This is a genomic window from Pseudooceanicola lipolyticus (assembly GCF_002786325.1).
Classification (GTDB): Bacteria; Pseudomonadota; Alphaproteobacteria; order Rhodobacterales; family Rhodobacteraceae; genus Pseudooceanicola_C; species Pseudooceanicola_C lipolyticus.
Window position 1 is genome coordinate 1 of the sequence record NZ_PGTB01000116.1, and the last position, 13177, is coordinate 13177.

Annotated in this window: 13 protein-coding genes and 1 pseudogene; 2 read left to right on the top strand and 12 right to left on the bottom strand. The window is 64.9% G+C overall.

All coding sequences use genetic code 11. The features are described 5' to 3' along the window. Window positions 1-139 precede the first annotated feature (139 nt). The 6 genes from CVM52_RS18970 to CVM52_RS18995 form a co-directional block, all read right to left on the bottom strand. On the bottom strand, window positions 140-427 hold the full coding sequence (locus CVM52_RS18970; protein WP_100164004.1) for a hypothetical protein: 288 nt from the start codon (window positions 425-427) through the stop codon (window positions 140-142). A 3-nt stretch (window positions 428-430) separates the two neighbouring features. After that, entirely contained in the window at window positions 431-1792 is a 1362-nt protein-coding gene (locus tag CVM52_RS18975) for a glutamine synthetase family protein (protein WP_100164005.1), read from the bottom strand. A gap of 94 nt (window positions 1793-1886) precedes the next feature. Further along, the gene (locus CVM52_RS18980; protein ID WP_100164006.1) at window positions 1887-2918 is read right to left on the bottom strand and encodes a TRAP transporter substrate-binding protein; all 1032 of its coding nucleotides are present in this window, start codon (window positions 2916-2918) and stop codon (window positions 1887-1889) included. A gap of 51 nt (window positions 2919-2969) precedes the next feature. Then, a complete protein-coding gene (locus tag CVM52_RS18985) occupies window positions 2970-4295 on the bottom strand; it encodes a TRAP transporter large permease (RefSeq protein WP_100164007.1) in 1326 nt (441 codons plus the stop codon). After that, window positions 4295-4891 (bottom strand): TRAP transporter small permease subunit, encoded by a 597-nt coding sequence (locus tag CVM52_RS18990; RefSeq protein ID WP_100164008.1) that lies wholly within the window; start codon window positions 4889-4891, stop codon window positions 4295-4297. The genes CVM52_RS18985 and CVM52_RS18990 overlap by 1 nt, the downstream gene beginning before the upstream one ends. Then, on the bottom strand, window positions 4891-5649 hold the full coding sequence (locus CVM52_RS18995) for an N-formylglutamate amidohydrolase (protein ID WP_100164009.1): 759 nt from the start codon (window positions 5647-5649) through the stop codon (window positions 4891-4893). The genes CVM52_RS18990 and CVM52_RS18995 overlap by 1 nt, the downstream gene beginning before the upstream one ends. A 131-nt stretch (window positions 5650-5780) precedes the next feature. Here CVM52_RS18995 and CVM52_RS19000 point away from each other — a divergent pair, with 131 nt between their 5' ends. Then, entirely contained in the window at window positions 5781-6644 is an 864-nt protein-coding gene (locus CVM52_RS19000; protein ID WP_100164010.1) for a MurR/RpiR family transcriptional regulator, read from the top strand. 84 nt (window positions 6645-6728) lie between these two features. Here the strand turns inward: CVM52_RS19000 and CVM52_RS19005 are convergent, their stop codons facing one another. From CVM52_RS19005 to CVM52_RS19030, 6 genes are read right to left on the bottom strand one after another with little or no spacing between them, the layout of a single operon-like run. Beyond that, entirely contained in the window at window positions 6729-7112 is a 384-nt protein-coding gene (locus CVM52_RS19005) for a Na+/H+ antiporter subunit G (RefSeq protein WP_100164011.1), read from the bottom strand. A 10-nt stretch (window positions 7113-7122) separates the two neighbouring features. After that, the gene (locus tag CVM52_RS19010) at window positions 7123-7392 is read right to left on the bottom strand and encodes a K+/H+ antiporter subunit F (RefSeq protein WP_100164012.1); all 270 of its coding nucleotides are present in this window, start codon (window positions 7390-7392) and stop codon (window positions 7123-7125) included. Then, on the bottom strand, window positions 7389-7886 hold the full coding sequence (locus tag CVM52_RS19015) for a Na+/H+ antiporter subunit E (protein ID WP_100164013.1): 498 nt from the start codon (window positions 7884-7886) through the stop codon (window positions 7389-7391). Before CVM52_RS19015 ends, CVM52_RS19010 begins: the two co-directional genes overlap by 4 nt. Next, the gene (locus tag CVM52_RS19020) at window positions 7883-9433 is read right to left on the bottom strand and encodes a monovalent cation/H+ antiporter subunit D (protein WP_100164014.1); all 1551 of its coding nucleotides are present in this window, start codon (window positions 9431-9433) and stop codon (window positions 7883-7885) included. Before CVM52_RS19020 ends, CVM52_RS19015 begins: the two co-directional genes overlap by 4 nt. Beyond that, window positions 9430-9771, bottom strand: coding sequence for a Na+/H+ antiporter subunit C (locus CVM52_RS19025; protein ID WP_100164015.1), 342 nt, complete (start codon window positions 9769-9771; stop codon window positions 9430-9432). Before CVM52_RS19025 ends, CVM52_RS19020 begins: the two co-directional genes overlap by 4 nt. Window positions 9772-9775: 4 nt before the next feature. Beyond that, window positions 9776-12634, bottom strand: a complete 2859-nt coding sequence (locus tag CVM52_RS19030; RefSeq protein WP_100164016.1) for a monovalent cation/H+ antiporter subunit A — start codon at window positions 12632-12634, stop codon at window positions 9776-9778. Window positions 12635-12907: 273 nt separating this feature from the next. Here CVM52_RS19030 and CVM52_RS27500 point away from each other — a divergent pair. Beyond that, a pseudogene (locus tag CVM52_RS27500) lies at window positions 12908-13177 on the top strand (rhodanese-like domain-containing protein); the annotation flags it as partial.

Here is a 13177-nt window from a genome sequence, read left to right on the forward strand (position 1 = left end):
GGCGCTGGCGCGCTCCACCGCCGCGGCCGCCGCCTCGGGGCCAAGCGCGGGGCGTTCGGCAAAGACCGAACCGTCGATAGGGGAAATACAGGTGAGTGTCTGGGTCATGACTGGTCCTCGATCTTCTCGCCGAAGAAGATCAGTGTTGACTGGTATTTACGTGGAGTTCCCGCTGGCCGTAGGCTTGGTCGAACGGGGTGCGCAGTTGCCCGGTTGGCAGGCGATCCAGCGCCGGTTTCGGCTGATCGGACCGGGCGTCGATCCCGATTACATCGATGTAAAAGCTGGTTTCGTGGCGGTCGTCCGAAAGACCGACACTCTCGCCCACCTCGATCAGGCGCTTCGCCACCGCGCGGACACACGCGATGCCTTCGCCGATCCGGCTGACCGGAATAAATGGCGCGATCTGCTGCGGCGCGTAAGACATGGATCAGGCCCGCTCGAACCCGCGGGCGACTTCCCAATCCGTCACCGCGCTGTTGAACGCCTCCTGCTCCCATTCGGCGGCACGGGTGTAATGGCGGATGACCGCCTCGCCGAAGGCCTGTTTCAGCATCTCGGACTGCGCCATCGCCAGGGTCGCCGCCATCAGGGTGGTCGGGATCTCGCGCGATTCGCCGTCATAGGCGTCGCCGGTCGAGGGCTTGCCGGGATCGAGCTGTTCCTCGATGCCGCGGATGCCGGCGGCCAGCAGCGCCGCCAGCGCCAGATAGGGGTTCACATCCGAGCCCGGCACCCGGCATTCGATGCGCACGGCGGGCGAACTGTCGCCGCACAAACGGAACGCGGCGGTGCGGTTGTCGACCGACCAAACCCGGCGGGTGGGGGCAAAGCTGCCTTTCTGGAAGCGCTTGTAGCTGTTGACATAGGGCGCGAAGAAATAGGTGATCTCGCCCGCATATTTCAGCAGCCCGCCGAGGAAATGGCGGCCGGTTTCGGAAAAGCCCAGATCGGCCTCGGCATCGTGGAACACCGGCTTGCCGTCCTTCTGCAGCGAGATATGCACATGCGCCGCCGATCCCACCCGGTCGGGCCGCCATTTGGGCAGAAAACTGACCGCGTGGCCCTTCTGCCAGCCCACCTCTTTCGCCGCATGTTTGGCGATGGCATGATGATCGGCGGTCAGCAGCGCACCGGCATAGCGGATGTTCAGCTCCTCCTGCCCGGCCTCGGCCTCGCCCTTGGTGCTTTCGACCGGCACGCCGGACAGGTACAGCCCGTTGCGCAGGGCGCGCATCACATGTTCTTCCTTGGTGGTCTGCAGGATGTTGTAATCCTCGTTGTAACCGCTGAGCGGCTGCAACTCGCGATAGTGGTCGCGGCGCAATTCGTCGAAGCTTTTCTCGAACAGGAAGAATTCCAGCTCGGTCGCCGCCGTCGCGGTCAGACCCATCGCCTCCAGCCGGGCGATCTGGCCCTTCAGCAGGGCGCGGGGCGAATGGGCCACGGGGTCGTGGCCGTGATGGTCGAGGATATCGCACAGCACCATGGCGGTGCCCTCCAGCCAGGCGGCGCGGCGCAGCGTGGTCAGGTCCGGGCGCATGGTATAATCGCCATAGCCGCGTTCCCAGCTGGTCGCCTCGTAACCCTCGACCGTCCACATCTCCAGGTCGGTGGCCAGCAGGTAGTTACAGCAATGGGTCTCCTGCCAGGCGCTGTCCAGGAAGTGCTGAACATGGAACCGCTTGCCCATCAGCCGCCCCTGCATGTCGACAACGCAAACCAGCACGGTGTCGATCTCGCCCTGGGTGGCCAGCGCGCGGAGTTCGTCGAGTGTCAAATGTCCGGCCATGGGTCCTGTCCTTCGTTGATCTTGTCGGGGCGGGCATGGTGCCCGCCCCTGGTGTTGGTATCCGGGCAGGATCGCACCCGCCCCGGCCCCATTGTCAGCTATAGCGATAGGGCCGCCCGGCCTTGGCCATATCGGCATTGTACTGGCGGAAGATCTCGACCACCTTGGCCTTGGTCTCGCTTTCGGCGGCGATCTCGTCCCAGAACTTGACCGCCGCGTCCTCGACCTGCTGCCATTCGGCATCGGGGATCGTGGTCAGCTTCATCTTGTCGCCATTGACCCGCAGCGAGGCTTCGCCGCCCCAGTACCACCACTGGCGATAGTAATGCGACTGTTCCATGCAGACGGTCAGCAGCGCCTTCAGATCCTCCGGCAGCTCTTCCCAGCGGCCCATATTGGCGAAGAAATGGCCGATCCAGGCGCCCGAGATGTTGTTGGTGAGGAAATAGTTGGTCACGTCGGCCCAGCCCACCGTGTAGTCCTCGGTGATGCCCGACCAGGCGATGCCGTCCAGCTCGCCGGTCTGCACCGCAACCTCGATATCTTCCCAGGGCAGCGTCACCGGCACCACGCCGAACTGGCTGAGGAAGCGGCCCGCGGTGGGGAATGTAAAGACGCGTTTGCCTTCGAGATCGGCCAGCGAATTGATCGGATCCTTGGTGGCGAAATGGCACGGATCCCACGAGCCGGCCGAGATGTGTTTCACGCCGACCTTTTCGTATTCCGCCTTCCAGATTTCATCCAGGCCGTACTGGTTGAACAGCACCGGCACATCCAGCGAATAGCGCGACCCGAAGGGAAAATAGCCGCCGAACACGGTGACCTCGGTGGGCGAGGCCATCGAATCGTCATCCGACTGCACCGCGTCGATGGTGCCGCGCTGCATGGCGCGGAACAGTTCAGAGGTCGGCACCAGCTGATCGGCATAGAACAGTTCGATCTGCATCCGGTCGCCGGCGATCTTGTTGAACATGTCGATGGCGGGTTTCACCACGTGTTCGGCCAACGCCGCACCGGCATAGGTCTGCATCCGCCAGGTGATGGTGGACTGCGCCAGGGCCGGCGCTGCGAGCCCGGCTGCCGGGACCGCCGCCGCACCTTTCAGGAACTTGCGTCTTGACGTCATCTGAATCTCTCCTTGTGGTTAATGCGTCCCGCTGTCCGGGATCTGGTCGGGTTATTTGTTATAGACATGGTCGGGCAGCCACAGCGCGATGTCGGGGAAGGCCATGACCAGCGTCAGCGCCAGGACCATCACCATCACGAAGGGCACGATCGACCGGTAAATGTCGCGCAGCCCGATCTCGGGCGGCGCCATCGCCCGCATCAGGAACAGGTTATAGCCGAAAGGCGGCGTCATATAGGCGATTTGCGTGGTGATGGTGTACAGCACCCCGTACCAGATCAGGTCAAAGCCCAGCGCCTGCACCAGCGGCACATAGAGCGGCGCGACGATCACCAGCATCGCGGTGTCGTCCAGGAAGGTGCCCATCACGATAAAGCTGAGCTGCATCAGGATCAGGATCGTCCAGGGGCTGAGCGCCAGCCGTTCGGTGAACAGATCCTCGATCGCCCGCACCGCGCCCAGGCCGTCGAACACGGCGCCGAATCCCAGGGCGGCCAGGATGATCCACATGAACATGCAGGAGATTCCCAGCGTGTTGCGCACCGAGTTCTCGAACACCTCCCTGGTCATGCGGCCTTTCAGCACCGCGGCGACAAAGGCGGCCAGCGCGCCCACCGCGGCGCTTTCCACCAGCGAGGTCCAGCCGTTGATGAAGGGGATCATCATCACCGCGAAGATCACCAGCGGCAGGATGCCGGCGCGCAGCAGCCGCAGCTTTTCCGCGCCTGTGATCAGGGCGCGGTCCTCCGGCGGCAGCACAGGGCCCAGCTGCGGCTGGAACCGGCAGCGGATCACCACGTAGAGGATGAACAGCGCCGCCATCATCAGGCCGGGAAACACCCCGGCCAGCCACAGCTGGCCCACCGGCTGGCGCGCGATCATGGCATAAAGCACCAATACCACCGAGGGTGGCACCAGGATGCCCAGCGAACTGCCCGCCTGGATCACCCCGGTGACCATGCGCTTGTCATAACCGCGTTTCAGCAGTTCCGGCAGCGCGATGGTGGCGCCGATCGCCATGCCCGCGACCGACAGCCCGTTCATCGCCGAGATCAGCACCATCAGCAGGATGGTGCCAATCGCCAGCCCGCCGCGTACCGGCCCCATCCAGACGTGGAACATGCGATAGAGATCGTCGGCAATCTTCGATTCCGACAGCACGTAGCCCATGAAGATGAACATCGGCAGGGTCAGCAGCGGATACCAGTTCATCAGCTTCATTGCCGCCGAAAAACCGATCTCGGAGCCGCCGGTGCCCCACAGCAGCATCGCCGCCGAGACCCCGACAAAACCGATGGCGCCGAAGACGCGCTGACCGGTGACCAGCATCAGCATCATCGTCGAGAACATCAGGATGGCGATCATCTCGTAGGACATCAGAGCGTGACCCCGCGCAGCGTTGCCACGTCTTTCAGGAATTCCGACAGGGCCTGCAGCAGCATCAGCCCAAAGCCGACGATCATCACCGCCTTGATCGGCCAGAGATAGGGCCGCCAGGCGGTGGGGCTGCGTTCGAGAAAGCCCAGCATCTCGCCCGCCGCATCCGGCCCACCGGTGACGAAGGCGATCAGCAGGTCACGGTGGAAGGCCAGCGGCGCATCGCCAAAATAGCCCAGCGAATAGGCCGCCGAGCTGAGCGCGCCATAGAGCAGCACGCCGATATAGAACATCAAAAGGAACACGGTGCAGGCGTCGAACCATGCCTTTCGGCGCGGGCTCCAGTCGCCATAGAACAGGTCCATCCGCACGTTGGCGCCCAGCTGGATAGAATAGGGCCCGCCCAGGATGTAATAGGCCACCATCGCGAACTGGGCCATTTCCAGCGTCCAGAGCGACGGGGTGAAAAAGGTTTTCGACACCGAAGACCACAGCAGGATCGCCATCATCAGGAAGATGCCATACATCGCGATGCGCCCGACGCCGCGGTTGAAGCGGTCGGTCCAGCGGATATAGGCCAGCAGGAACCGGGGCATCACCCGGCCCTCTCGGTCTGGGCCGCAGCCAGCGCCGCGCGCAGCGCCGGTGCCAGCAGCGCGCCGATGCGGGCAATGCCGTCGGCGTCGGCCAGCAGGTCGTTGCGCACTTCCAGCATCACGTTCAACAGGCCGCGCGGCAGCGCGCGCGCCTTCAGCGTATGGGTTACCCCGTCTTCGGGGCCGTAGGGCGCGTTGCGGCGGATATCGTGGGGGCTGTCTTCCAGCGCCTGCAGCAGCGCATCGGCAAGCCGGGGGTCGGCGTCGTGCAGGATGCCGATCTCGACCGGGCGAGGCTGGCCGAAATAAACCGGCGTAAAGCTGTGCACGGTGATCAGCGCCTTGGGGCACGCGGTGTCCAGCGCCAGTTCGACCGCGTTGCAGAACGGCACATAGACGCGCCTTGCCCTATCGGCCCGCGCGGCGGCGTCCAGGCCCTGATTGCCGGGAATGTCATAGACCTCGCTGCGCGCGGGCACGGCGTCGGCGGCCTCGGGCGGGCGGTTGCAGTCATAGATCAGCCGCGACACCGTACCGGCCACCAGTGGTGCGCTCAGCGCCCGCGCCAGGTGGCGCGACAGCGCCAGCGCGCCCGGGTCCCAGGCGACATGGCTGTGCAGCACATCGCCGCTCAGGCCGAGATCGGCAAATTCCGCCGGCATCGCGTCGGAGGCATGTTCGCACACCACCAGCGCCGGCGCCGGCCCGGTCAGACCCTCGGTCTGTGCAGCGTAAAGAGTGGCAGGTTTACGAGTCATGGATCCCCCGGCGGCTCCAGAATTCGTCGCCGGCCACCGGGCTGTCAACTCAATTTCTGAAACTTTTTCTTCTTTTCGCCACGTCATGAAAGTAAGATTACAGAACCGGCAAGTCCGAAAAGGGGAAACCAGTGGCCCAGACCGCACAGGAACGGATCAGAAAGGTGCATGACACGCTGACCCGTGCCGAGCGGCAACTGGCCGGGACCATTCTGGAGAATTACCCGATGTCGGGGCTGGGCTCGATCACCCGGCTGGCCGAGAAATCGGGCGTCTCCTCGCCCACCGTGGCGCGCATGGTGCAGAAACTGGGCTATTCCGGCTTTCCCGAATTCCAGGCGGCGCTGCGCGACGAGCTGGAGGCGCAGATCACCGGCCCGATCGCCAAGCGCGAGATGTGGTCAAAGGCGGCGCCGCAGGGGCATATCCTGAACCGGTTCACCGATGCGGTGATCGGCAACATCCGCCAGACCCTGGCCAGTGTGCCCCCCGGCGAGTTCGACGCGGTGGCGGCGCTGCTGGCCGATGAAAGCCGCGCAGTCTATATCGCCGGCGGCCGGATCACCCACGCGCTGTCGGAATATCTGCATTTGCACCTGCAGGTGATCCGGCGGCATGTACAGCATATCCGCACCACCTCGAACGCCTGGCCACATGCGCTGCTCGATCTCGAAGCCGGCGACGTGGTGGTGATCTACGACATCCGCCGCTATGAGAACTCGACGCTGAAACTGGCCGAGATCGCGGCAGCGAAAGGCGCCAAGACGGTGCTGATCACCGACCAGTGGCAATCGCCCATCGCCCGCCATGCCGACTACGCCTTCAACTGCCGGATCGAGGTGCCCTCGGCCTGGGATTCGACGGTGACGCTGATGCTGTTGTCCGAGACGTTGATCGCCGCGGTGCAAGAGGCCGCGTGGGAGCGCACGCGGGACAGGATGGGGGCGCTGGAAGAGATCTTCGACGCGACGAAGATCTTCCGGAAGTTTGTCTAGGGGCGAATGCTCCGCACCAACCTTGGCGCGGGCGACCAGCCCGCCCGGCGCCTTCGGCGCTGTTCGGACGCGGCCCTCGGCGCCCTACCCTTTCGACGCCTCATCGCTCCGCACATCCTTCCGGTCCAGCACCGCCCAGCAGGTGTCGTCACCGGTGGGCGGCAGCGTGTAGAGGTCGGAATGACGGTGGATATGCGCCTTGGCGATGAACAGCGCGGTGACCGGTGCGGTCAGGAACAGGAACAGCGTGATCAACAGCTCGTGCACCGACACCACGCCCTCCAGCGCGAAGGAGTGGATCAGCGAGGCGATCAGCACCCCGCCCACGCCCAGCGTTGTCGCCTTGGTGGGCGCGTGCAGGCGCGACATCGGGTCGCCCAGCTTGATCAGCCCGAAGGAGCCGACAAAGCCGAAAAACCCGCCAAGGATCAGGAAGACGGCGGTCAGGATATCCGCGAACTGGCTCATGGCTGCCTCCTCACTCGATGATATTGCCGCGCAACATGAAGCGGGCATAGGCCACGGTCGAGACAAAACCGAACATGGCGATGATCATGGTGGCTTCGAAAAACACCTCGGTGCCCTCCTGGATACCGACCAGAACCAGCACGGCGATCGCGTTGATCACCAGCGTGTCCAGCGCCAGCACCCGATCGCCGACACCCTCGGCGGTGATGATCTTCCACAGGTTCAACAGCAGCGCGATGCCGAAACAGCCGAAAGCGAACAGAAGCGCATAGGCGGTCATTCGAAGATCTCCTTCAGCCGGCGTTCATAGCGGGACTTGATGTCGTCGCGCACCGCATCCGGGTCGGGCGCATGCAGGCAATGCACCAACAGCATGTGCCCCTGGCTGGACAGATCGCAGGACACCGTGCCCGGGGTCAGGGTGATGGTGCCCGCCAGTGCGCTGATCGCCTCGGGCGTGCGCAGGTCCAGCGGGATGCCGATCCAGGCCGGCTGCAGGTCCTTCACCCGCTTGAACAGGATCAGGTAGGCCACCGTCACATTGGCGATGATGATGTCATAGACCACCACCAGCAGGTATTCGGCGATCTTCAGCGGATGGCGCATCCGCGACATGTTGGGCCAATAGGGGCGGATCACGAAGGGGATCAGCACCCCCAGGAAAAACCCGAAGATCAGCGAGTTCCAGGAGAAGCGGTTGACCAGCAGCAGCCAGACAACGGTCAGCAGCACGGTCAGCAGCGGGTGCGGAAAGAAGCGGCCCAGAAGCGTCATGATCCCTCCCCTTTCAGGACGGCGCCGATATAGCCGGACGGGTCGAACAGCTGCGCCGCCACCGCGTCGGCGTAATCGGTCACCGGCCCGGCGAAGACGGTCAGCAGCACCAGCATCGCAAACAGCGCGAAGACCGGCACGAAGGGCAGACGCGGCGGCGCCGGCTGGTCGGGCAGTTCGGCGGCAAGGTCTCCCGCTTCGGCCCCGACCGGCACGGCGGCGAAGCTGGGATCGCTCGACTTCCAGAACAGCAGGCTGCCGGCACGGGCAAAGCCGATGATCGCCACCAGCGAGGTGATCAGCACGGTGGCCCAGATCAGCACCACCTGCAGGTCGTTGCGCGCCGCGTCCAGCACCAGCAGCTTGCCGATGAAACCCGACAGCGGCGGCATCCCCGCCATGGCGATGCCGGCGCCGAAATACAGCGTGGCGACGACGCCGTTATGCGGCATCGGCGCGCTGACCGCGATGTCACCGCCGCGCCGTTCGCTGACCAGGTCGGCAACCAGGAACAGCATCGCCGTGGCGAATGTGGAATGGATCATGTAATAGACCGCCGCCCCGGCCGCCTGCGGGGTGAACAGCGACACCGCCACCATCAGCGTACCGGTCGAGCCGATGGCGGCAAAGGCGGTCATCCGGGCGATCTCGGCCGAACCGAGCACGCCGATCATGCCCACCGCCAGCGTCAGCAGCGCGGCAAACAGCAGCCACTCCCCGGCCAGCCCGAAGCTGACCGCGGCGTCGGGGCCGAAGACCAGCGTATACATGCGCAGGATGGCATAGACCCCCACCTTGGTCATGATCGCGAACAGCGCCGCCACCGGTGCCGGCGCGTTGGCATAGGAGGCCGGCAGCCAGAAATGCAGCGGCAGCAGCGCCGCCTTGACCGCGAAGACCAGCAGCAGCAGCACCGCGCCAACGCGCAGCACCGCGGTCTGGTCGGCGGGCAGCTGCGCGACTTTGACCGACAGGTCGGCCATGTTCAGCGTGCCGGTCACCGCATAAAGCGTGCCCAGCGCGAACAGGAACAGGGTCGAGCCCACCAGGTTATAAACCACGTATTGCGTGCCGGCGCGCAGGCGCTTGCCTCCGCCGCCATGGATCATCAGCCCGTAAGAGGCGATCAGCAGCACCTCGAAGAACACAAAGAGATTGAAGGCATCGCCGGTCAGAAAGGCGCCCATCACCCCCATCAGCTGGAACTGGAACAGGGCGTGGAAATGCCAGCCGCGCTGGTCCCAGCCCGACCAGATGGCATAGAGCAACACCGCCAGCGCCAGGAACGAGGTCAGCACCGTCATCAGCGCCGACAGGCGGTCCAGCACCAGCACGATGCCGAAGGGCGCCGGCCAGTCGCCCAGTTCATAGACGATGATGTCGCCACCGGCGACGCGCGCCATCAGCCCCGCGGTGATCGCGGCCAGCGCCACGGTGGCGGCGATGGAAAAGATGCGCTGCAGATCCAGATGATAACGCAGCACCATGATGATGAAGGGCGCCACCAGGGCCGGCAGCACGACGGGAAGGATGATCCAGTGGTTCATGCGTCGTCTTTCGCCTGTTCGACCATGTCCACGCGGTCGTCATTTTCCGACAGGAAGGCCGACAGCGCGATCATCACGATCACCGCGGTCATCCCGAACGAGATCACGATGGCCGTCAGCACCAGGGCCTGCGGCAGCGGATCGGTGTATTGGCTGACATCGTCCCGCAGGATCGGCGGCTGGCCGATGGCCAGCCGTCCGGTGGCGAACAGGAAGATGTTGACCGCGTAGGACAGCAGCGACACGCCGATGATCACCGGGAAGGTGCGCTGGCGCAGCAGCAGGTAGATGCCCGAGGCGGTCAACACGCCGATGGCGCTGGCAAGCAGCAGTTCCATGCCCTCAGTCCTCCCGTTCCGCTTCCGGCACATCCGCGCGCGCCGGGTTGATGTCCATCGGATAGGGGCTGTCCGAATTCGGCGTCCACGCATAGCGCGACAGGCTTTCCAGCGCCAGCAGCACCGCGCCGACCACCGCCAGGAACACGCCCAGATCGAACAGCGCGGCGGTGGCCCATTCGACCTTCTCCAGCCCCGGCGGGTAGATATAGCCATAGGCGCTGGTCAGGAACGGCAGATCGTTGAACCACGCCCCCAAGCCGGTGACCGCCGCCACCAGCACGCCCGAGCCGATGATGCCGTGATAGGGGAATTGCTGCCGCGCCGCGGCCCAGCCAAAGCCCGAGGCCATGTATTGCATGATGATGGCGATGGCGGCGATCAGCCCGGCGATAAAGCCGCCACCGGGCAGGCTGTGGCCGCGGAAGAAGATATAGGCCGCCACCATCAGCGCGATCGGCATCATCACCCGGGTCACCACCACCATCATCATCGGATGGGAATCGCCGGCATCGGGTTCTTCCGGTTTCCAGTTCAGCAGCCGGGCGCGCACCGAGGAGTTCAGCACCGCCTCGGTGATGGCAAAGATCACGATGGCGGCGATGCCGAGCACGATGATCTCGCCAAACGTGTCGAAGCCGCGGAAATCGACCAGGATCACGTTGACCACGTTATTGCCGCCGCCGCCCTTGTAGGACTGGTCTAGGTGGAAATGGGAGATCGACTCGAAGGCAAAGCTGCCGCGCAGGATGGCATAGATCAGCCCGCCGATGCCCAGCCCGGCGCCGATCGACAGTACCGCGTCGCGGGTGCGGCGGGCCGGGCTGCTTTCCTTCGGCGTCGTCTTGGGCATGAAGTTCAGCGCCAGCAGCATCAGGATGATCGTCACCACCTCGACCGACAGCTGGGTCAGCGCCAGGTCGGGGGCCGAGAAATAGTTGAAGATCATCGACACCATCAGCCCCACCACCCCGATCAGCACCAGCGCCAGCAGGCGATAGCGGTGGAAGGCCACCAGGCAGAGCGTCGAGCCGACCAGGCAGATCCAGCCGACCAGCGGCACCGCCTCGATGTCCAGCATTTCGCGGCTGGGCGGTGCGGCGGTCCCCGAGTTGTAGGCGTAAAAGGCGATGCCCAGCGCGAAGACCACGAAGATCGCCGCGTAACGGGTGAGCGAGCCGTCATGCAGCCGGTCGGTCACACCGCGGGTCAGCCGGGTCAGCGCCCCGACCAGCGCGTCGAAGATCTGTTTGGCCTCGGGCCGGGGCGCGTTGTTCCAGGCGCGGTCCAGCGGCCGGTGCACCATCAGCAACAGCAGGCCGCCGGTGACCGCGATCACCGACATCCACAGCGCCGGGGTGATGCCGTGCCACAGCTTGAGATCGTAATGTTTGCCCTGAAGGCCGGTCACCGCGTCGGTGACGGTGTTGACCAGCGGCCCGGCCACCGCCTGCGGGAACAGGCCGATCGCCACCACCAGCGCCACCAGGAAGGCCGGCGGCAGCCACATCCCGGCGCCTGGATCATGCGGCTTGTGCGGGTAATCGCTGCGCACCGGCCCCAGGAACACATGCGAGACATAGCGGAAGGAATAGGCCGCCGAGAACAGTGCGCCGATGGTTGCCAGCACGCTCATCAGCAGCGGGCTGTTTAGCCAATAGGTATGTGACACCTCTTCCAGCATCATCTCTTTCGACAGGAAGCCGTTCAGCGGCGGGATCCCCGCCATCGACAGCGAGGCCAGCGTCGCCAGCACGAAGGTGACCGGCATCAGGGTGCGCAGCCCGCCCAGCCGCTTAATATCGCGGGTGCCGGATTCATGATCGATGATGCCGGCGCTCATGAACAAGGCGGCCTTGAAAGTGGCGTGGTTCAGGATGTGGAACACCGCCGCCCGTGCCGCCGCCTCGGTGCCAAAACCCAGCAGCATGGTGATCAGCCCCAGATGGCTGACCGTCGAAAAGGCCAGCAGCGCCTTCAGGTCGTCCTTGAACAGCGCGATCACCGCGCCCAGCACCATGGTGATCAACCCGGTGCTGGCCACCAGGTAGAACCACATGTCGGTGCCCGCCAGCACCGGCCACAACCGCGCCATCAGGAACAGCCCGGCCTTCACCATGGTGGCCGAATGCAGATAGGCCGAAACCGGCGTTGGCGCCGCCATCGCGTGTGGCAGCCAGAAATGGAACGGGAATTGCGCCGATTTGGTGAAACAGCCCAGCAGGATCAGCACCAGCGCGGTGGAATAGAGCGGCGAGGCCTGGATGACCTCCTTGTTCTGCAGGATGTCGGTCAGGTCATAGCTGCCGGCGATATTGCCCAACAGCAGCGCGCCACCGATCAGCGCCAGCCCGCCGGCCCCGGTCACCGCCAGCGCCATGCGCGCCCCCTGGCGCCCCTCGGGCAGGTGTTTCCAATACCCGATCAGCAGGAAGGAGGAGAGCGAGGTCAGTTCCCAGAACACCACCAGCATCAGGATGTTGTCCGACAGCACGATGCCGACCATGGCGCCCTGGAACAGCAGCAGATAGCTGTAGAACTGGCCGACCGGATCCTCGCGCGACAGGTAGTAGCGGGCATAGATGATGATCAGCAGCCCGATCCCCAGGATCAGCGCGGCAAAGAACATGCCCAGCCCGTCCATGAAGAAATTGGCATTCAGCCCCAGCGCCGGCAGCCAGGGCGCCTGCGCGGTGATCACCTGGCCGCGCATCACGTCGGGCAGGTGCAGCAGCACCCCGATCAGTGCCAGCAGCGTGGCGATGCCCGCCGCCGAGGAGGCCACATTGCGCCCTGCCCGGATCAGCAGGGCCGGAAAGACCGCGCCCAAAAAGGGCAGTGCCGCGATCAGAAATAGGGACAAGGGCGGGTCTCCATCCGGTTGCCTTCATTTTCGTGCAACAGTGCCTAAGGGAATTTTCCGGGCTGTCAAACCCTTGACATTCACCCTGCGACACCATGGGGCAAAAACGCCCGGGAAATGGTCACGGCACCGGCCGGCGGGTCTGACAGAAACTTGAACGACGGCCCCCGTTTACGGCGCGGCGCGGCCCCATATTCATGCTATGCCAGAGACATGGAACCGTCTGCACATGCCCCCGCGTCGCGCCCCGCGCCACTGCTGAAGCGGCGCAAAATGCTGGGGCTTGGCGTGCTGGCCGCCCTGGCCGGCGGCATTGGCTGGCACATCCAGACCACAGGCCCGGTATTTTCCGGCGCGACGCTGAGCGCGGCCGAGGCGCAGGCCCGCGCGCAGGCCGGCGAGATCCTCCTGGTCGACATCCGCCGTCCGGATGAATGGCGGCGCACCGGGCTCGGTGCCGGCGCACATCCTCTGGACATGCGCCGCGACGATTTTACCCAGGCCCTGGCGGCGCTGAGCGCCGCCAATCCGGGCCGGCCGGTG